21 protein-coding genes are annotated in these 20,128 nt (G+C 50.1%); 11 read left to right on the forward strand and 10 right to left on the reverse strand.

The window, feature by feature from the left end:
• The first annotated feature begins 91 nt into the window (after positions 1 to 91).
• A complete protein-coding gene (gene dacC, locus WN16_RS11570; protein ID WP_003035316.1) occupies positions 92 to 1,294 on the forward strand; it encodes a serine-type D-Ala-D-Ala carboxypeptidase in 1,203 nt (400 codons plus the stop codon).
• 44 nt (positions 1,295 to 1,338) lie between these two features.
• Here dacC and deoR read toward each other — a convergent pair whose 3' ends face one another.
• On the reverse strand, positions 1,339 to 2,097 hold the full coding sequence (gene deoR, locus WN16_RS11575) for a DNA-binding transcriptional repressor DeoR (protein ID WP_003836960.1): 759 nt from the start codon (positions 2,095 to 2,097) through the stop codon (positions 1,339 to 1,341).
• A gap of 64 nt (positions 2,098 to 2,161) precedes the next feature.
• Positions 2,162 to 2,770, reverse strand: coding sequence for an undecaprenyl-diphosphate phosphatase (gene ybjG / locus WN16_RS11580; RefSeq protein WP_003836958.1), 609 nt, complete (start codon positions 2,768 to 2,770; stop codon positions 2,162 to 2,164).
• A 298-nt stretch (positions 2,771 to 3,068) separates the two neighbouring features.
• On the opposite strand from ybjG, the gene WN16_RS11585 reads away from it, so the two are divergent.
• Entirely contained in the window at positions 3,069 to 4,301 is a 1,233-nt protein-coding gene (locus WN16_RS11585) for an MFS transporter (RefSeq protein WP_003836956.1), read from the forward strand.
• A gap of 28 nt (positions 4,302 to 4,329) precedes the next feature.
• Here WN16_RS11585 and WN16_RS11590 read toward each other — a convergent pair whose 3' ends face one another.
• The 3 genes from WN16_RS11590 to WN16_RS11600 all read right to left on the reverse strand — a co-directional run bounded on the left by WN16_RS11590 (position 4,330) and on the right by WN16_RS11600 (position 6,742).
• Positions 4,330 to 4,611 carry a hypothetical protein gene (locus WN16_RS11590; RefSeq protein WP_003035330.1) on the reverse strand — a complete coding sequence of 94 codons (282 nt, stop codon included), beginning with the start codon at positions 4,609 to 4,611 and terminating at the stop codon, positions 4,330 to 4,332.
• Positions 4,612 to 4,718: 107 nt separating this feature from the next.
• Positions 4,719 to 5,534 carry a Cof-type HAD-IIB family hydrolase gene (locus WN16_RS11595; RefSeq protein ID WP_003035335.1) on the reverse strand — a complete coding sequence of 272 codons (816 nt, stop codon included), beginning with the start codon at positions 5,532 to 5,534 and terminating at the stop codon, positions 4,719 to 4,721.
• The gene (locus WN16_RS11600) at positions 5,534 to 6,742 is read right to left on the reverse strand and encodes an MFS transporter (RefSeq protein WP_003836950.1); all 1,209 of its coding nucleotides are present in this window, start codon (positions 6,740 to 6,742) and stop codon (positions 5,534 to 5,536) included. The genes WN16_RS11595 and WN16_RS11600 overlap by 1 nt, the downstream gene beginning before the upstream one ends.
• A gap of 85 nt (positions 6,743 to 6,827) precedes the next feature.
• Between WN16_RS11600 and WN16_RS11605 the strand changes: the two genes are divergently transcribed.
• Positions 6,828 to 7,376, forward strand: a complete 549-nt coding sequence (locus WN16_RS11605; RefSeq protein ID WP_003035341.1) for a TetR/AcrR family transcriptional regulator — start codon at positions 6,828 to 6,830, stop codon at positions 7,374 to 7,376.
• A 5-nt stretch (positions 7,377 to 7,381) separates the two neighbouring features.
• On the opposite strand, the gene WN16_RS11610 is transcribed toward WN16_RS11605, so the two are convergent.
• Entirely contained in the window at positions 7,382 to 8,296 is a 915-nt protein-coding gene (locus WN16_RS11610; protein ID WP_003836947.1) for a LysR family transcriptional regulator, read from the reverse strand.
• Positions 8,297 to 8,398: 102 nt separating this feature from the next.
• On the opposite strand from WN16_RS11610, the gene WN16_RS11615 reads away from it, so the two are divergent.
• Entirely contained in the window at positions 8,399 to 9,313 is a 915-nt protein-coding gene (locus WN16_RS11615) for a DMT family transporter (protein ID WP_044701677.1), read from the forward strand.
• 12 nt (positions 9,314 to 9,325) lie between these two features.
• On the opposite strand, the gene WN16_RS11620 is transcribed toward WN16_RS11615, so the two are convergent.
• The 3 genes from WN16_RS11620 to WN16_RS11635 form a co-directional block, all read right to left on the reverse strand.
• Positions 9,326 to 10,123, reverse strand: a complete 798-nt coding sequence (locus WN16_RS11620; protein WP_003845515.1) for an SDR family oxidoreductase — start codon at positions 10,121 to 10,123, stop codon at positions 9,326 to 9,328.
• Positions 10,124 to 10,288: 165 nt separating this feature from the next.
• Positions 10,289 to 11,500, reverse strand: coding sequence for a multidrug effflux MFS transporter (locus WN16_RS11625; RefSeq protein WP_003845517.1), 1,212 nt, complete (start codon positions 11,498 to 11,500; stop codon positions 10,289 to 10,291).
• Between the two features lie 472 nt (positions 11,501 to 11,972).
• Complete coding sequence (locus WN16_RS11635; RefSeq protein ID WP_003035354.1) at positions 11,973 to 13,658, reverse strand: aspartate:alanine antiporter; 1,686 nt, start codon at positions 13,656 to 13,658, stop codon at positions 11,973 to 11,975.
• Positions 13,659 to 13,927: 269 nt separating this feature from the next.
• On the opposite strand from WN16_RS11635, the gene WN16_RS11640 reads away from it, so the two are divergent.
• Positions 13,928 to 14,308, forward strand: a complete 381-nt coding sequence (locus tag WN16_RS11640) for an inner membrane protein YbjM (protein ID WP_003035356.1) — start codon at positions 13,928 to 13,930, stop codon at positions 14,306 to 14,308.
• A 34-nt stretch (positions 14,309 to 14,342) separates the two neighbouring features.
• Here WN16_RS11640 and WN16_RS11645 read toward each other — a convergent pair whose 3' ends face one another.
• Positions 14,343 to 14,606 (reverse strand): GrxA family glutaredoxin, encoded by a 264-nt coding sequence (locus WN16_RS11645; RefSeq protein ID WP_003035358.1) that lies wholly within the window; start codon positions 14,604 to 14,606, stop codon positions 14,343 to 14,345.
• A 172-nt stretch (positions 14,607 to 14,778) separates the two neighbouring features.
• Here WN16_RS11645 and WN16_RS11650 point away from each other — a divergent pair, with 172 nt between their 5' ends.
• From WN16_RS11650 to potG, 6 genes are all read left to right on the forward strand, one after another.
• The gene (locus WN16_RS11650; RefSeq protein ID WP_003845523.1) at positions 14,779 to 15,069 is read left to right on the forward strand and encodes a YbjC family protein; all 291 of its coding nucleotides are present in this window, start codon (positions 14,779 to 14,781) and stop codon (positions 15,067 to 15,069) included.
• Positions 15,053 to 15,775 carry a nitroreductase NfsA gene (nfsA, locus tag WN16_RS11655; protein ID WP_044701671.1) on the forward strand — a complete coding sequence of 241 codons (723 nt, stop codon included), beginning with the start codon at positions 15,053 to 15,055 and terminating at the stop codon, positions 15,773 to 15,775. The genes WN16_RS11650 and nfsA overlap by 17 nt, the downstream gene beginning before the upstream one ends.
• 59 nt (positions 15,776 to 15,834) lie before the next feature.
• The gene (gene rimK / locus WN16_RS11660; RefSeq protein WP_003836932.1) at positions 15,835 to 16,737 is read left to right on the forward strand and encodes a 30S ribosomal protein S6--L-glutamate ligase; all 903 of its coding nucleotides are present in this window, start codon (positions 15,835 to 15,837) and stop codon (positions 16,735 to 16,737) included.
• 90 nt (positions 16,738 to 16,827) lie between these two features.
• Positions 16,828 to 17,304, forward strand: coding sequence for a YbjN domain-containing protein (locus WN16_RS11665; RefSeq protein ID WP_003035368.1), 477 nt, complete (start codon positions 16,828 to 16,830; stop codon positions 17,302 to 17,304).
• 433 nt (positions 17,305 to 17,737) lie between these two features.
• Entirely contained in the window at positions 17,738 to 18,850 is a 1,113-nt protein-coding gene (gene potF / locus WN16_RS11670; RefSeq protein ID WP_003035370.1) for a spermidine/putrescine ABC transporter substrate-binding protein PotF, read from the forward strand.
• A gap of 138 nt (positions 18,851 to 18,988) precedes the next feature.
• A complete protein-coding gene (potG, locus tag WN16_RS11675) occupies positions 18,989 to 20,122 on the forward strand; it encodes a putrescine ABC transporter ATP-binding subunit PotG (protein WP_003035373.1) in 1,134 nt (377 codons plus the stop codon).
• Positions 20,123 to 20,128 lie beyond the last annotated feature (6 nt).

A 20,128-nucleotide genomic window follows, 5' to 3' on the forward strand; every position in this document is an offset into this window, starting at 1 on the left:
TGCATGGGTTGGTCGAGGTCGCTTGGCCGGTTTTGTGTAAACACGGTGTGGTATGACGTGGTTTTTTGGAATGGATACTCGGGTGGCATTTATGACGCAATACTTCTCTTCACTTCGCAGCTTTGCTGCAGGTTCTGCACTCTTAATCCTTTTGGCGCCGACCGTACAGGCGGCGGAGCAACCGACGGCCCCGCCGAGCGTGGACGCACGCGCGTGGATTCTGATGGATTACGCCAGTGGCAAGGTGCTGGCGGAAGGTAATGCTGATGAGAAACTGGATCCTGCCAGTCTGACCAAAATCATGACCAGCTATGTGGTTGGGCAGGCGCTGAAGGCCGGAAAAATTAACCTCAACGACATGGTCACCGTGGGCAAAGACGCCTGGGCGACCGGTAATCCAGCCCTGCGCGGTTCGTCGGTCATGTTCCTCAAGCCCGGCGATCAGGTTGCGGTGTCAGATCTGAATAAAGGCGTTATCATTCAGTCAGGTAACGATGCCTGTATTGCACTCGCTGATTACGTTGCCGGCAGCCAGGAATCCTTTATTGGTCTGATGAACGGCTATGCGAAAAAACTGGGGCTGACCAACACTACTTTCCAGACGGTGCACGGTCTGGATGCGGCAGGACAGTTCAGTACCGCACGTGATATGGCGCTGCTCGGGAAGGCGTTAATTCATGATGTGCCGGAAGAGTATGCTATTCACAAAGAGAAAGAATTTACCTTCAATAAAATTCGTCAACCGAACCGCAACCGTCTGCTGTGGAGCACCAACCTTAACGTGGACGGAATGAAAACCGGGACCACTGCCGGGGCGGGATACAACCTGGTGGCTTCCGCGACCCAGGGCGATATGCGCCTGATCTCCGTGGTGCTGGGGGCGAAAACCGATCGCATTCGTTTTAATGAGTCAGAAAAGCTGCTGACCTGGGGCTTCCGCTTCTTTGAAACCGTTACGCCGATCAAGCCGGATGCGACTTTCGTTACTCAGCGCGTATGGTTTGGCGATAAGAGTGAAGTGAATTTGGGTGCCGGAGAAGGTGGTTCTGTGACCATCCCGCGTGGCCAGCTCAAAAACCTGAAGGCCAGCTTTACCCTGACTGAACCACAGCTAACTGCACCGCTGAAGAAAGGTCAGGTTGTGGGCACTATCGACTTTCAGTTGAACGGAAAATCCATTGAGCAACGTCCGTTGATGGTGATGGAGGATGTGCAAGAGGGTGGTTTCTTTAGCCGCATGTGGGACTTTGTGATGATGAAATTCCACCAGTGGTTTGGTGGTTGGTTCTCTTAACCTTACCTATGCCGGATGGCGCAATCGCCGTCCGGCAGTATCTCTTAATACTTCAGCGTGATACGTTGCGCTTTAGCGTACTCAACAAACTCATCGTCAGGGCGGTTATCACTGATGATGGTATCAAAGCGTTTTAATTCCCCCATCCTCGCAGGCCGCACCTTGCCAAACTTGCTGTGATCGACCACCAAAACGTGATGCTGCGCCATCGACATTGCCCAGTGCTTCACCGGCAGTTCTTCCAGATTAAAACAGGTCGCGCCTTTCTCGATATGAACGCCTGCCGCAGAATAAAAGGCGATATCCGGACACAGATTGTTCAGCGTTTCCTGGAAGTCGAGCGGTTTAAAAATCGCGTTACTGGCATGGAATTCGCCACCACACAGAATGACGCGGCACTGCGGTTTTTCCTGCAGCACCAGAAACGTATTCAACGAGTAGCAGATTGCGGTGAAGGGCAGTTCATTGTCGATCGCTTCAATGATCCACGGTGTGGTAGTACCGCAATCGAAAAAGATGGTCTGATGTGCCTGCACGAGACTCGCCGCCAGCTGGGCGGCGCGACGTTTTTCATCAACCAGACGGGATTTTTGATCGCTGATTAAATAATGGTTAGCGCTGCGGGGTTCCAGAACAATATAGCCCCCGAGCAGTACGACGGGAGCATCATGATTATTCAGGTCGCGACGAATGGTCATCTCAGACACGCCCAGCAACGTTGCGGCTTCTTTGAGGTGTAATTTATCGCTGCGTTTCAGCGCCTGCAGTAATTGACCAATACGCTCGTCGCGTCGAGTTTCCATAGTTCCCCTGGAGAATAGAATAAGTGCTCAGTTTCGCGCTTAATACTACTCTTTTTACCGTGGGTTAGTCACGTACCCAACCTTTACGGATGGGGAGGGCGAAGCAGGCGCGATAGCAAGTTTGCAAGCCGAGGTACAGGGTCGCGCCAAAGCGCTGCCAGATCATCTGGGCGCTCAGACAGCCGATCAACCCAGCCAGTAATCCGCCCAGCATATCCAGCGGCCAGTGTACGCCAAGGTAAACCCGCGACCAGGCAATCGCCACGGCAACGACCATCAGCAGAGCGCCCGTCCACAGGCGATGCCAGAACAGGAAGGCCAGTGCAAAGGTAAAGATAACCGTACCGTGGTCACTCGGGAAAGAATCATCTGCCGCATGATGCAGGAAGTTGTAACCGATGTGGTTTACAAACGGGCGATCGTGAGGGAACAGATGTCCCATCAGCCAGGAAATCGTCAGACCAACTATCAACGCAATGGCCATTTTGATGACCAACTGGCGCTGGAGCGTAACCTGACCGCGAGGTCCCCATAGCCAGAGCACAACGGCTAACAGCGGCACAATGCTGATCAGATCTTTGGCAATGAAAATGGCGAGCGAAATTGCCCATTGCGCAGAGTCGGGTGTTGCATTGATCAGGTAAAAAAGTGAGTTGTTCAGATTTTCCAGCATAACGTCCAGACTCAGTGTAATCGTTAAAAAGGCCCATGGGAGCGAGAGCATAAAATTGCTTTCACGGGATAAAAAGCGGTCTTGTCTTATTTGTCTGCTAAATGACTATTTTTAAGACAATTAATGAGACTTATTGAGCATGATAGCGGTCTCAACTTAAATTAACCTTAAAGCAAAATCTTCTTGAGCAAATGAATGTAAAAATGTGCGCATTTTGCTTTCAAATCACATAATTCACTATCACCAGTACGGCGCATTTATTACACTTTGCGCGATTTTTCTATAGCTAAGAGACTGCATGCAGAACCGTTTATCTTCAGGCGCCCGTTTGGGGCGTCAGGCATTACTTTTCCCTCTCTGTCTGGTGCTTTACGAATTCTCTACTTATATCGGCAACGATATGATCCAGCCTGGAATGTTGGCGGTGGTGGAGCAATACAATGCCGGATTAGATTGGGTACCCACATCCATGACCGCCTATCTGGCTGGCGGCATGTTTTTACAGTGGTTGTTAGGACCGCTATCGGATCGTGTTGGGCGTCGTCCGGTGATGTTAACCGGCGTGCTCTGGTTCATCGTGACCTGCCTTGCGACCCTGCTTGCACAGAATATTGAGCAATTTACTTTCCTGCGTTTTTTGCAGGGGATAAGCCTGTGCTTTATTGGTGCGGTGGGTTACGCCGCCATTCAGGAGTCCTTTGAAGAAGCGGTCTGCATAAAAATTACCGCGCTGATGGCAAACGTGGCGCTGATTGCGCCGTTGCTGGGTCCGTTGGTAGGCGCAGCCTGGGTGCATGTTCTGCCGTGGGAAGGGATGTTTATCCTGTTTGCTGCTCTGGCGGCCATCTCCTTTTTTGGTCTGCAACGCGCGATGCCGGAAACGGCAACCCGGCTGGGTGAAAAGCTGTCCATTAAAGAGCTGGGCAAGGATTATAAGTTGGTGCTAAGGAACGTGCGTTTCGTTGCAGGCGCACTGGCGTTGGGTTTTGTCAGCCTGCCGTTACTGGCGTGGATTGCGCAATCTCCGATTATTATCATCAGCGGAGAACATCTCAGTAGTTACGAATATGGCCTGTTGCAGGTGCCGATTTTTGGTGCGCTGATTGCCGGTAACCTGGTGCTGGCGCGTCTGACTTCGCGAAAAACCGTGCGTTCGCTGATTATCATGGGCGGCTGGCCAATTGCCGTTGGCCTGATTATTGCCGCTGCGGCCACGGTGGTGTCATCTCATGCATATCTATGGATGACGGCGGGTTTGAGTATCTATGCGTTTGGCATTGGCGTGGCGAATGCGGGGCTGGTGCGCCTGACGCTGTTTGCCAGTGAAATGAGTAAAGGTACGGTTTCTGCCGCAATGGGTATGTTGCAGATGCTGATTTTTACCGTTGGTATCGAGCTGAGTAAACACGCTTATCTGCTGGGAGGCAACGGCTTGTTCAGCTTGTTCAATCTGGCCAGCGGCGTGCTGTGGCTGATTCTGATGGTGATCTTCCTGAAAGATAAACGGGTAGGGGATTCCCGGGAAGGCTAAAGCCCGGTAGCCCGGGCCTGGCAGAAGCTTAGTGGTGATCGTCAATCTGATGTTCGATGATCATGCCTTCACCGACGCTGGCAACATGTCGCGCATAAGGATGTGCGCGATAAACAGGAGCCGGGGCAGGAGCCGGGGCAACATACACCGTTTGTGGCGCGGTAGTCACGTTGACCGCCTGAGGCACGCTGACGGAAGAGGGCACGATCACCACTTTATAACCGCTTGGTACATCAACGGTAACGCTTTGTGCAAATACTGACCCTGCAAAACCCAGCAACAATGTCGCCATCAGTACACTTTTCTTCATAATCCGCTCACCTGAAATATTCACTGGAAGTAATAATCCAGTGGGTTAATTTGAGGCGGATTATGAATAGATCATGCCATCATTTTGTTGCCGTCTGTGCTGAGGCGTTAATGCGTAAACGGTGCTTCATTCTTTAACACGCGGTCGATAATATCCAGGACGCCCTCTTCGTTGTTCGATCCCGCGCGATATTTCGCTGCCTTGATAACCGGCTCATGGGCGTTGGCCATTGCAAAACTAAATCCCGCCTGGCGCAGCATTTCAATATCATTTCCACCATCGCCAAACACAACAACCTCATCGTCGTTAATATTCCAGCGTTGTTGCAGCAGCCGCAGTCCATTTGCCTTATGCACGCCAGGAATAATTAAATCGATGCTCCCGTAGCCGGTATGCACCGGCACCATAATGTCGCCAATCGCCTCGTGGAGATCGGCCTGCACCTGTGGGATTCTGTCGTCGGAAATATTCAGCCCGAACTTGAAGAAAACGTCGTTAAGATTGTCAAAATTATCTACAAATTCGAGACGATGATAATACATGGCAGAAACAGCTTTATGTTCATCGCTGTACTGCTTCAGCGTGTAGGCGCTGCTTTTACCACAGGCAATGATATCAATGTCTGTACGGGTCAGCAGATGTTCAACGATGGCCTGGAAATCATCCTTTGCCAGTTCGCCGTTAAAAACATCTTCACCTTCACTGACTACCCAACCGCCGTTTTCGGCAACAAATGAGATCTCACTGGCCAGTTCGGGGAAAAAGGAAATCAACTGATAATATTGATTGCCGCTGGCGACCACAAAGCGGATCCCTTGTTCTTTCATCTGGCGGTATTGCGCCATAAAGCGCTCACGGTTATAGGTTTTTTGGTCACTTAAAAATGTGCCATCCATGTCGACCGCAATTAATTTGATGCTCATTAGCTGTTCTCCATCACCGTGGTATTTTTGAGATCCGGTTTCGCCACCGCTTTCGCGACGATGGCGGCGACAAGCACCAGCGCCAGCACCACCAGCATAGCGCTGCGCAGGCCGTAGTGTTCACCCAGGTAGCCCAGCAGCGGCGGTCCAACCAGGAACGCCAGATAGCCGGTTGTTGCGACAACGCTGACGCGGGTTGGTGCATCGGGGCCGGTGTCGCTGGCGGCTGAAATGGTCAGCGGGAAGCCGAGTGATGCACCGAGTCCCCACAAAATAACGGAAACACCCGCCACCCAAGAGCTGTCGACAAAAATAATCAGGCTAATCCCGAGAGCGCCCATCAGCGCACTGGCGCGCACCACCGTTACGCGGCTGTAGCGGTCGATGAACCAGCCGCCAGTAAAGCGGCCAACGGTCATGCCCAGCGTAAATCCGGCATAAATCAGAGAGCCTGATGTTGGGCTAAACCCATGACCGTCCACCATCAGCAGCGGAAGCCAGTCGTTGGCGGAACCTTCAGCAAATGCCATTGCGAGCACCACGACGCCAATCAGCAATAACTGGATATCGCGATAAAAAGGCAGTCCTTTTTCACCGGAGGGAGAACCATCAGCGGCATTTTTACCCGTGCCGTCAGGAATTGCTTTGATGGCGATAAAGATAGGCGTGATAGCTACCAGCGCCGCCAGCAGAATATGCGCGTTTGCCGGGACGCTGAAGGCGGTAAGCATCATCCCGACCCCTGCGCCCGCCAGCGTTCCCAGGCTGTAAAAACCATGCATCATCGGCAGCACGGTTTTATTCATTTCGCGTTCAACCGCCGCACCTTCGACGTTGATGGCCACTTCTGCTGCGCCAAAACTGGCACCAAACACGGCCAGACCAAATGCGAAAAGCCAGGCGGAATGCAGCCAGAGCGCCACGCTGAGGATAGCCATCCCAATGACCGCACATGACATGGTAGTGCGGATCACTTTGCGCGTGCCAAATCGTTTCACCAGCCAGGCCGAACAAAGAATGCCACTCATCGAACCAATAGAGAGTCCAAACAGTACCGCGCCCATTTCGGCGGTAGAGATGGAGAGGATATCTCTGATGGCAGGGGTACGCGTTGCCCAGGAGGCCATTAATAATCCTGGTAAAAAGAAGAACGTGAACAGCGCCCAGGTGCGACGTCTTAAGGCTTTGCGTGATGAGATGCCAGTCATGAATTCGAGCCAAAGAAAAGAGGAAAGAAGACAACATTAGCAAGGTTGTGTACATTTGTACACAAATGCAAGAAGAGGAAATGCAGTGCGACGTGCAAACGATCCGCAGCGGCGGGAAAAAATAGTTCAGGCCACCCTTAAGGCGATAGTAATCCATGGTATTCATGGGGTTACACACCGTAAAATCGCTATGATTGCCGAGGTGCCACTGGGCTCCATGACCTATTATTTTGCAGGAATAGATGATCTGCTGTTGGAGGCATTCAGCTGTTTTACGCATACTATGTCTCAGCAGTACCAGGATTTTTTTGCCGACGTTGCTGATGCGCAGGCGGCCTGCCATGCGATTACCGATATGATTTACGGCTCCCAGGTCACAACGCCTGATAATATGGAGCTTATGTATCAGCTGTATGCTTTCGCCAGCCGTAAACCAGCGTTGAAAACGGTGATGCAGAACTGGATGCTACGTAGCCAACAAACGTTAGAGCAGTGGTTTGATCCGGTTACGGCGCGGGCGCTGGATGCGTTTATTGAAGGAATGACGCTGCATTTTGTCACGGATAAAAAACCGCTGCAGCGAGAAGATATTCTGATGATGGTGGAGCGTATTGCCGAATTGCCGCAGAGATAAAATCCTCAAAATGGTTTGTCGAGGCGGGTAACGGCCTGACGTAAAAAATCAATGACTTTTACCGCCTCTGGCGTCAACGGTCGGGCGGCTATTTTTACCGTCCCGACATCCATATAAGTAATAAAATCATCAATCGTTCTGTGCATGACGCGCAGACCATCCAGTGACCACGGGCGATACACCAGGTCGGATAAAATGGTTATCCCTCTACCTTTTGCAACCAGACTTCTTATTGCTTCAAAAGAGTTGCTGCGAAAACTGATATTGGGCGTATAGCCACGCTGCTGCCAGTAATCGATGATTACGTCAGGGTACTTATCGGTTTCCAGTAGTAAAAATGGTAGTTTCTCGACGTCTATTAAACGGATCGATGCCTGGCTCTGTAGCGGATGCCCAATAGACGTCCACAGGCGGCGCTGTGAACGAATAAATGTTTCGATCTCCAGGTCGTTATCATGGTTGATATTTGAGGTCAGAAGCAGGCAAAAATCGACCTTTTGTTCCCGTAGCGCCTGTACCAGTTCCGGTGCAGTAGCTTCATAAAACACGATCTCCAGCAAAGGGAAACGTCGTTCAATATCGTTGAGTATATCCGGGATAAGATAGGCAGAGAGCGTTTCAGCAATGCCTATGCGCACCGTGCCGGTGAGAATTTCGCTCCTGTCATGCAGGGCGTCAATAGCCGAGTGGCTACTGTTGATGATGTTGCAGGCATGTGCCAGAAAGCGCTCGCCCTCAGCGGTGAGCTTCACACCTTTGGGATAACGTACAAATAGCTGCACGTCTAATGCTTCTTCCAGGTTCCGCATGGCAATGGTCATTGATGACTGAGAAATATGACAGCGTGCAGCAGCTTTGGAAATTTGTAATGTTTCTGCAAGCGCGATGTAAAACTCAAGTTGCCTTAGCGTAAATTTCATAGTTTTAATCTATGCAGATGGATAAAAACGTTATATTAGCATTCATTCTCACGCCGCCGTAGCCTTGTGGTCATACCGTACAACTGACAATAAGGCGCAAATATGCCCTATCTTTTACTCAGTCTGGCTGCCTGTTTTTGGGGTGGAAATTATGTGATTGGTCATCTCTTGGTCGCTGAAGTTAATCCCATCGTTTTATCAGCGGCACGCTGGGTATTTACCGCGTTATTATTGATGACGCTCTATTTTCGTCAGGTCACAGAGCAATGGCCGGTGATGAAAAAATCCTTTGGTACTATCGTCTTCCTTGCGCTTTGTGGTCAGGTTCTTTTCCCCTTAACGTTGTATATCGGCTTGCAATATACAACCTCGCTTAATGCCGTGATTTATATGTCCACCACCCCGGCGCTCGTACTGTTAATCAATAAGTTTTTTTTTAAAGAGCGGATTTCTGCGCGAAATATAGCTGGTGTGATCCTGAGTACTGTTTGTGTTATATGGCTGGTGTCGCAGGGTGATATGATAAATGCGCGGGTATTTGCGCATCTGAATCAGGGCGATTTCTGGACCATGGGGTCAGCGTTAAGTTGGGCCGTCTATTGTGCTTTTTTACGCATTAAACCGCGTGAGGTAAAGGGAAACGCCTTTGTCGCAGTGAGCGCGCTGTTAGGTGCGATTGTACTTATTCCGGTACTGGCTTTGGAGTTGATACGCAATGGTATGCCGGGATGGAATAGCTATGCCAATACAGGCGTTGTGACTGGGCTGGCATACCTTGTTATTTTTCCTTCGTGGCTGTCATATCTATTATGGAACAAAGGGATTAGCGCCATTGGCGCAACGCGTGGAGAGATCTATTCACACTTGATCCCATTGAGTGGCGGATTATTTAGCGTGATGTTTTTGCACGTCACTCTGCATTCATATCATCTGGTGAGCGCGTTGGTTATTATGTGCGGTATAGCATTGTGTTCCCGTCCGAGTGCAAAAAAAGGCTCGCAGCAGCGCGTGGCGTGAAAAGCGGGTAAATTAGCTTATGGTGGCGCCCCCGGTAATATTTACCACTGTGGCGGTCATGGCGCTGGCATGGTCTGAAGCGAGAAAGGTTGTAACCTCAGCGATTTGTGCAAGCGTAGGCAGGCGCGCGAGCATGGTACTTTGCGCCGCCCCCCCTAACCATTGATCGACGGTTAAACCCATTGACTGTGCTTTAGCGGTGAAAATTTCTCCGGTATAGGAGCCAGCCGCTACAGCATCCACAATCGCATGCGACCGCACGCCGACGACACGAATGTTTATTGGTCCCGTCTCGCTGGCGAGCGCCTTAATAAAAGCCTCTGTTCCTGCACAGCCGACGATATGGCCGAGATGCCCGGGCATCGCCATCGGGGCTGCGGGCGCAACGATGGTGAGAATAACGCCTGCTCGATTGCCGCCCATGTGCGGCGTTACGGCTTTTGCGATATTGAACTGCGCCGCAAGAAAAGGGGTGATACCGCTCATAAACTCAGAGAGGGATAATGCATCGATGCGCTTGCCCTGTTCGTGCATAAATCCCGTTGCGTTAACCACCACATCTATTCCACCGGTTTGCTGTACAAGGCGGGTAACTTCCTTCGATGCATTGTGCTCGTCGAGTACATCGGTGATAAAGGTTTCGACTGTACCACCCGCCGTTCGGATGCCACTGGCGGTCCAATCCAGCTTTTCCTGACGGCGCGCGCCCAGATACACATGGGCCCCTTCGCGCGCCATAGTATGCGCAACTGCACTACCAATAGCGCCGCTGCCACCGAAGATCATTGCGACTTTGCCTGAGAGTAACATAGCAACCCCATCACCATTTAGCACCGAGTAAAGTATGTGCCATAACGGGCATGCTGCAAATTTGAGAAAGCGTTTCCGGGGAACCTCACTCAGCGATGAAAAATCAGGTTATGTCGGGGACATTGCTGCTATGGATCTTATAGCAGCAATGTCTATCAGCTCATTTTAACGCCGATCAGTTACTGTAAGTGTTTGATATTTCTTTAACATGTATATCATTATCAAAATTATCAAAAGCAAGTACATCATCCAGATGCTGGTATTTAGCTCAATTAAAAAACTACCGACACCTCCGATGACTGACGGAATAACCAGCGAGGCGGCTCCCATCAACGCAGAGGTCGCTCCCAGGTTGGTGCGCTGGCTGGACATGGTCAGGTAGGTATAGAGTGATTCGAACATCCCTCCAGCAAACATCAGGATAATAAAGAAGAATATAAAAATATTGACGTGATAACTAAGTATTATTAATGGAATACACAGTACAATAAATGAGGCGATGATTTTCAGCCACGAATTCAAAATTTGCGGCGCAGACCTTTTCTTAAGAAGTTTACCTGATAATGCAGCCCCCAGCAGTAGGAAGCCTCCAATAATTGATGAAAGCACACCAAATTGCGTTGATGAGTATCCAAACGTAACCATAAAAATAAATGGGGAGGCTGTGACATAGCAATAAATCAGCGAGAATGACAGACCAAGAGACAGACAAGGTAGATAAAATCGAGGTTGTTTGCTGATCTCTTTATACGTATTAAATGATGATTTCAATGAATAGGCAACCCTTCTCTCATGGCTGAGTGTTTCAGGGAAGTTAAAATAAACGTATGTTAACGTTATAATAGCATAGCCACATATCATTAAAAAAATTGCGCGCCATCCCCATAAGTCATTAATTACCCCTCCCAGCAGGGGCGAAGCAATGGGAACGACACCTTCGATAGTGATGATGATGGCATACAGCGTCGCGGCCACTGAACCACGAGTTACATCTCGAACTGCGCTGATTGCTGTAACCAGCGTTATTGATATAGAAAGACCTTGTATGACACGGATCGCCAGAAACATAACCAGACCGGTTGAGAGCGTGAGACAATATGTTGTCACGCCATAAATAACCGCACCTGTAAGCATAATTTTTCGCCGGCCAATAGCATCAGATAATGGACCAAAAATTAGCTGTCCAAAACCAATGCATAGGGTATAAACCATAATCGACAACTGCGTGGTTGAGACATTTTTTTCAAATTCTTTTGCGATGTCGGGAATTGAAGGTAAATAAGTGTCCACTCCCAGAATTCCCATTATCGTCAACATGGCCAGGCCGACAGTAAAGTAAATTATGTTCTTTCTATGAATAACAGTTTGCAGCTTCATTACTTATCACCATGAGTAAATTAAAAGCATGAAAAAGTTCACTATTTAAATAGAGATGTTGTGGATAATTATCGTGTAGGCAATAAAACAGAGTTGAAATGAACTGTCAAACTTTTGACTCAAAAAATTGAGATATGAGTCACAGGTATATAGCCATAATTTTCGATGGTAGGGTTCCAGTTAAATTTAATTGTGTTTGATTGCCAGGCAGCACGAGGAACCATAAGTACACTGACTTCGAATACGGGCATACTGCTGGTGTTGGCGTTGGTGTTGGTGTTGGTGATTGATTTTTTCAGTAGTAAATTTCAGGCAACAAAAAACCCATCAACCTTGAACCAAAACGGCGGGGTTGATGGGCTCCACAAATTGGGGACATCAAAGAAAAGCAGTGGCAATAGTTATGACTGACACCTTGAAGAAAAGTTCTGCTTACCTGCAAAAAATTTTCGTTTAAGGGTAAATTTCAGCGCTAACCAAGGCCAGGCCAGACAATGACGATGAGTGTCCCCGCTAATGTCAGCAGAACGTTGGCTATCGCGTAGGTCCCGGCATAGCCTAACGCAGGGATGTTGCTGCGTGCGGTGTCGCTGATGATTTCCATTGCCGGAGCACAGGTACGTGCGCCCATCATGGCGCCAAAGAGCAGGGCGCGGTTCATGCGCAATACGTAAGCACCAAACAAGAAACAGATAACAACCGGAACCAGGCTGACTACCAGACCGGCAATCAACATTTGACCACCGACGGCCCCCAGGCCATTACCAATGCCACTGCCTGCGCTTAAACCGACACCAGCCATGAATACCATCAGGCCAAACTCTTTCACCATGTTCAGCGCACCCTGTGGGATGTAGCCAAACGTTGGATGGTTGGCTCGCAGGAAGCCCAGCATGATACCGGCGAACAGCAGTCCAGCCGCATTCCCGATGCCGAAGCTGAAATTACTGAACTGGAAGGTGATCATCCCGATCATCAGACCGATGATAAAGAAGGCGCAGAAGGCCAGCAGATCGGTCACCTGACTGTGAATCGAAATGAAGCCGATACGATCGGCAATGGTTTTCACGCGGCGAGCATCACCGCTGACCTGCAATACGTCACCTTTGTTGAGCACGACGTTGTCATCAATAGGCATTTCAATCTGGCTGCGGATCACGCGGTTCAGGAAACAACCGTGGTCGGTCAGTTTCAACTGAGCCAGGCGACGACCAACGGCATTGTGGTTTTTCACTACAATTTCTTCAGTGACGATGCGCATATCGAGCAGATCGCGATCGAACACCTCTTTACCGTTACGGAAGCTGGGATCGAGGCGAGCATGGGCGTCCGGATAACCCACCAGGGCTATCTCATCGCCCATTTGCAGCACCGCGTCACCATCCGGGTTGGCAAGAATGCCGTTGCGACGGATACGTTCAATGTAACAACCGGTCTGACGATAAATACCCAGTTCGCGCAGATTTTTACCATCGGCCCATGCCACCAGCTCCGGGCCAACGCGATAGGCGCGAATCACCGGGAGGTAAACTTTACGATTGGCATCAGTATCCAGGCCCCGTTCACGCGCGATTTGTTGGGCGCTGGTTTGCAGGTCCTGATGCTGAAGTTTCGGCAAATAGCGCGCACCAACAATCAGACTGACCAGACCAATCAAATAGGTGAGGGCGTAACCCAAGCTCAGGTTATCGAGAGCGCTTGAAAGTTGTGTCCCTGACATTCCTGAATGGCGCAAGGTGTCACCTGCGCCGACCAGCACCGGCGTTGAGGTCATCGAGCCAGCCAGCATACCCGCCGTCAGGCCGATGTCCCAGCCAAATAGCTTACCCAGCCCCAGGGCGATCAGCATTGCGCTACCGACCATCACCAGGGCAAGCATTAGATAATTTTTCCCATCGCGAAAAAAAATCGAAAAAAAGTTGGGGCCGGCTTCGACGCCGACGCAAAAAATAAACAGCATAAAGCCGAGATTTAATGCATCGGTGTTAATACTAAAGTGCTGCTGACCTAATAATAGGGAGACCACTAAAACGCCAATGGAATTACCGAGTTGGACTGAACCCAGACGCAATTTGCCCAGACACAGGCCCAGAGCCAGGACCACAAATAATAACAGGATGTAATTCCCATTTAACAAATCTGCGACGTTTATATTCACGGAGACTAACTTCTTGTTTACTAGTAAGCTATTGAAAGAAATGGCAATTTACGCTAATGTTTTTGCCAGAAATTAAGGGGCGATAGCATCGTACACAGCCCCGAATAATGCAGCATAACAATATATGCGGCTAGTTTAATCTCATTACGTATCAACGGCTATAAGAATCGTGTGGGTGTGTTTTTGGCATGGAATGCCGAGTTACTTTATCTGACTGGACGCCTGCGGGCGAAAAGAGTGTTCGATAGAGAATGTGTCAGGAGGAACGATTGAAACATAAGCAAAGTTGGGCGAGTGCGGTCTGCTGCTTTGTGCTCTTTATTGTGGTGTGTCTTTCATTAACGCTGAACGTGAAAGGGGCATTCAGAGCAGCAGGGCATCCTGAGGTCGGATTGTTGTTTTTTATCTTACCTGGTGCTGCAGCAAGCTTTTTTTCCCATCGTCGGGAAGTACTCAAACCCCTTCTTGGTGCAATGTTGGCGGCGCCGTGCTGCCTGTTACTGATGCGTTTCGTTTTTATGCCGACGCGTTCATTGTGGCAAGAGCTGGCGTGGTTGTTTAGTGCGGTGTTTTGGTGCGCGCTTGGCGCATTATGTTTTTTATTTATCAGTAGCTTATTCAATCAGCATCAACGGCGGAAAAAGAACTGATAACGCCCTCAAGCTGAGGGCGTAGAAACAGCTATCAGGCGAACAGATTCATATTCTCTTTTGCCCATGCTTCAAAATCCGTGCAGCCGCCGATGTGTTTTTGATCGACGAAAATCTGCGGAACGGTTTCAACTGGCTTACCTACTGTTTTTTCCAGATCTGCTTTGGTAATTCCTTCAGCATGGATATCAATGTAGCGGAAGTTAAAATCGTCATGCTCACTGCTTAATTTTTCTGCTAATTCTTTTGCGCGCACGCAATACGGGCACCCTGGGCGACCAAAAATAACGGCAAACATCTCTTTCTCCTCGAACTTATCAGGCCGGATGGCAATACTTGTTATGATGCCGCGATTTGTGACGGATGGAAAGCAGGTTCAGCCTGTTGCTTTGATATCCTCAAGCTATATCTGTTAAACACGGCAAGCCGGAACGTTTTATAATGAAAGCCATTTCGCCGGGAGGCCGCGTATGCGCACAATTGGTGTATTACCCAAAAGCGTATTGATGCTGGAAATAATTGGGATGGTTTTGTTATCGCTGGCGCTGCTATCGCTTAACGATTACCTCACCTTGCCCGCACCGCTTAACAGCCCGTTAGCCTGCGTGGTGATGATATTTCTGGGCGTACTGCTGATGCTCCCTGCTGCGGTGGCGTTGATGTGGCGTATTGCTCAACTGCTGGCACCGCAACTGATGTCACGCGCACCCGGTGATTCAACTGATTTAGACAGAGACAAAAGAGATGACACCAACCATTGATTTACTCCGCAGCCACCGTTCCATTCGCCATTTTACCGATGATGATATTTCGGATGCACAGCGTGAGGCGATTATTGCCGCCGCTCAGGGAACGTCAAGCTCCAGTTTTCTACAGTGCACGACGATCGTTCGTATAACGGATAAATCTCTGCGTGAATCGCTGGCTACCTTATCTGGCGGCCAAAAGCATGTGGCCCAGGCCGCTGAGTTCTGGGTGTTTTGCGCTGATTTTAATCGTCATTTGCAGATTTGCCCTGATGCGCAACTTGGGCTGGCGGAACAGCTGCTGCTGGGCGTGGTTGATACTGCAATGATGGCGCAAAATGCGTTGACGGCGGCAGAGTCGCTGGGACTTGGCGGCGTATTCATTGGCGGTCTGCGTAACAATATTGAGCCGGTCACCGAACTGCTGAAGCTGCCGCAGCACGTTCTGCCGCTGTTTGGTTTGTGCCTTGGCTGGCCTGCGGATAACCCGGATATCAAGCCGCGCCTGCCTGCGTCGCTTGTTGTGCACGAAAACCAGTATCAGCCGCTCGATACAGACGTTTTGTCGCAGTATGACGAACAGCTTGCGCAGTACTATCTGACCCGCGGCAGCAATACGCGTCGTGACACCTGGAGCGATCACATTCGCCGTACCATCATTAAAGAAAGTCGCCCCTTTATCCTGGAATATTTGCATAAACAGGGATGGGCCACGCGCTAAAGATTTTAACCCAGTGTATGATACGCCAGCTTTTACCAGGTCATTCAGAGAGGTGCAGGGTGAAAATTGCCATTTTGTCCCGGGACGGAACGCTCTATTCTTGTAAACGCCTGCGTGAAGCGGCGATGCAGCGCGGTCACCTGGTTGAAGTTATCGATCCCCTTTCTTGCTATATGAACATCAGTCCGGCGGCATCTTCTATTCATTATAAGGGCCGTCAGCTTCCCCATTTCGACGCGGTGATCCCGCGGATTGGTTCCGCAATTACCTTTTATGGGACGGCGGCGCTGCGCCAGTTTGAGATGCTGGGTAGCTATCCGTTGAATGAGTCGGTAGCGATTACACGAGCGCGCGATAAGCTGCGTTCGCTACAGCTGCTGGCGCGTCAGGGAATTGATTTACCCATCACCGGGATAGCCCACTCTCCCGACGATACCAGCGACATGATTGACATGGTTGGCGGTGCGCCGTTGGTGGTGAAACTGGTTGAAGGCACCCAGGGTATTGGCGTGGTGTTGGCGGAAACGCGGCAGGCTGCAGAAAGCGTGGTAGATGCCTTTCGTGGGCTGAATGCCCATATCCTGGTTCAGGAATATATCAAAGAAGCGAAGGGGCGCGATATCCGCTGTTTCGTGGTGGGCGACGAAGTAGTGGCCGCCATTGAACGACGGGCTAAAGAGGGCGATTTTCGTTCTAATCTCCATCGCGGTGGTGTGGCGACTATTGCGAGTATCACGCCGCGCGAAAGAGAAATTGCGCTCAAAGCCGCCCGGACTATGGGCCTGGACGTTGCAGGCGTTGATATTCTGCGCGCTGATCGAGGGCCACTGGTCATGGAGGTCAACGCGTCTCCGGGGCTGGAAGGAGTGGAGAAAACCACCGGGATAGACATAGCTGGCAAGATGATCCAGTGGATCGAACGTCACGCTACGCCTGAATTTTGCCTTAAAATCGGCGGCTAAGCGCAATATCGATTGCGATCGTGGTATGACACGCTCTTTTTGCGTAAGCTGTGCCGGTATTTTTTTCATCAATAGAGGTCGCACATTATTATGACATCACTGGTCGTTCCCACTCTGGATACGTTGCGTCAATGGCTCGACGACCTGGGCATGAGTTTTTTTGAATGCGATACCTGTCAGGCGCTGCATTTGCCGCACATGCAGAATTTTGACGGCATCTTTGATGCAAAAGTTGATTTGGTCGATAACGTCATTCTGTTTTCCGCGATGGCAGAAGTCAGACCTTCTGCACTGCTGCCGCTGGCCGCCGATCTGTCCGCGATCAATGCCAGCTCACTGACGGTGAAAGCTTTTCTGGATATGCAGGATGATAATCTGCCAAAACTGGTGGTTTGCCAGTCTTTATCCGTTATGCCGGGTGTGACGTTTGAGCAGTTTGAATGTTTTGTTCGCCAGAGCGAAGAGCAGATATCGATGGTGATCCTTGAAGCCGGTGCGCATCAGCTGTTATTTAATGCTGAAGAAGATGCGCAGAATAGCACCGCTGAAATTCATTTCCTCCATTAATTCTTCCTGAATCTGGACATATATTGCGCAGCCGCTGCCAGAGCGGTTGCGTATTGCCCGTTTTTATTCTGTATTTAACCTTTCATTAAAGAGTTATTCACCTCTATTCAGCGCCTTCCGCTTTACGTCATAGACAATTCCTGCATAAAAAATTGATAAAAGACGTTTTTTAATCTGGGCTATATCCACAATTCCTGGCTAAAGTTATTCTTGCGAAGCTTACCAACGTCATCATTTAAACAGCCCCTTGTGACCTGTTCTACGGCCACAATGTATGTTGAATGCCTGGACGGATGCCAGCGAGCAATAGCGGCGTGAGGAGAGGTCTCTCTTTACATCGGTGCCGCATGAAAGAATATGCACGTTTCTTGCATATCATTAGAGTGTGACATTTTTGTTCGTTTGTTAACGAACTTTCAGAAGGAAAGAGATTATGACCGCCTTAAATAAAAAATGGTTATCAGGCCTGGTTGCGGGTGCTCTGATGGCCGTCTCTGCCGGCACGCTCGCTGCTGAACAAAAAACGCTGCATATATATAACTGGTCTGATTATATTGCCCCGGACACGGTGGCTAATTTTGAAAAAGAGACCGGAATTAAAGTCATCTATGACGTATTTGATTCCAATGAAGTGCTGGAAGGTAAGCTCATGGCTGGCAGTACCGGCTTTGACCTTGTCGTTCCATCCGCCAGCTTCCTTGAGCGTCAACTGACCGCGGGCGTATTCCAACCGCTGGATAAGAGCAAATTGCCGGGCTGGAAAAACCTTGATCCTGAACTGCTGAAGCTGGTGGGCAAACACGATCCGGACAACAAGTTTGCGATGCCGTATATGTGGGCTACGACCGGTATTGGTTACAACGTGGATAAAGTTAAAGCTGTGCTGGGGCCGGATGCGCCGGTTGACAGCTGGGATTTGATCCTCAAGCCAGAAAATCTGGAAAAACTCAAAAGTTGCGGCGTCTCTTTCCTTGATGCCCCCGAAGAGGTGTTCGCCACGGTGCTGAACTATTTGGGTAAAGATCCAAACAGTACCAAAGCGGATGATTACACCGGGCCGGCAACGGATCTGTTGTTGAAACTGCGACCGAATATTCGCTATTTCCACTCTTCGCAGTACATCAACGACCTGGCAAACGGTGATACCTGCGTTGCAATCGGCTGGGCTGGGGACGTATGGCAGGCCGCAAACCGTGCGAAAGAAGCGAAAAATGGCGTCAATATCTCCTTCTCAATTCCTAAAGAAGGTGCAATGGCGTTTTTTGACGTATTCGCGATGCCTGCCGATGCGAAAAACAAAGACGAAGCCTATCAGTTCCTCAACTACCTGCTGCGCCCTGATGTGATTGCGCATATCTCCGACCACGTGTTTTATGCCAATGCCAACAAAGAAGCGACGGCTCTGGTAAGCCCTGAAGTTCGTGACAACCCGGGTATTTACCCGCCTGCGGATGTGCGAGCTAAGTTATTCACACTGAAAGTACAGGATCCGAAGATCGATCGTGTACGTACCCGCGCATGGACGAAGGTAAAAAGCGGGAAATAAACCGATGTTTGGGACATGACCCGGCAGGATTTGTGCCTGCCGGGCAGCGTTGAGCCCGGACACATATAACCCGGCAATACGCACCGTTATGGTGCGTTATTTGCACCGTTTCTTTGTTTTATGCCGGAGAGCACCTGAGTGAATGATGCAACCCCACGCCCACAAGCGAAAATCCGCAAGGCGCTGACCCCGCTGCTTGAAATTCGCAATCTGACCAAGTCATTTGACGGTCAGCACGCCGTTGATGACGTCAATCTTACTATCTACAAAGGTGAAATATTTGCTCTGCTCGGCGCGTCCGGCTGTGGCAAATCGACACTGCTGCGGATGCTGGCGGGATTTGAACTGCCGACTACCGGGCAAATCATGCTTGATGGCGTCGATTTAGCGCATGTCCCGCCTTATCTGCGTCCAATTAATATGATGTTTCAGTCCTACGCCTTGTTTCCGCATATGACTGTCGAGCAGAACATTGCCTTTGGTCTCAAGCAGGACAAACTGCCGAAGGCTGAAATCGCCAGTCGGGTGAATGAGATGCTGGGACTCGTGCATATGCAGGAGTTCGCTAAACGCAAACCACATCAGCTTTCTGGCGGCCAGCGTCAGCGCGTGGCATTGGCGCGCAGCCTGGCAAAACGTCCAAAACTGCTGCTGCTGGATGAACCAATGGGGGCGCTGGATAAAAAACTCCGAGACCGCATGCAACTGGAGGTAGTGGATATCCTGGAACGCGTCGGTGTGACCTGCGTGATGGTGACGCACGATCAGGAAGAAGCCATGACGATGGCGGGTCGTATTGCGATCATGAATCGTGGAAAATTTGTCCAGATTGGTGAGCCAGAAGAGATCTACGAGCATCCGACCACGCGTTACAGCGCAGAGTTTATCGGTTCGGTAAACGTTTTTGAGGGACTGCTGAAAGAACGTCGGGAAGATGGTCTGGTGATTGAGTCTCCAGGACTGGTACATCCGCTGAAAGTGGACGCCGATGCTTCTGTTGTCGATAACGTCCCGGTGTATGTTGCGCTACGTCCGGAAAAAATCATGCTCTGCGAAGCGCCTCCGCCAGAGGGTTATAACTTCGCGGTAGGCGAAGTGGTGCACATTGCCTATCTGGGCGATTTGTCGGTGTATCACGTACGTTTGAAAAGCGGTCAGATGTTGAGCGCCCAGCTACAAAATGAGCATCGTTATCGTAAAGGGTTACCAACCTGGGGTGACGAAGTCCGTTTATGTTGGGATGCGGACAGCTGTGTGGTGTTGACGGTTTAAGGAGCG

This window comes from Citrobacter sp. ABFQG, assembly GCF_004322975.1.
GTDB lineage: Bacteria > Pseudomonadota > Gammaproteobacteria > Enterobacterales > Enterobacteriaceae > Citrobacter > Citrobacter freundii.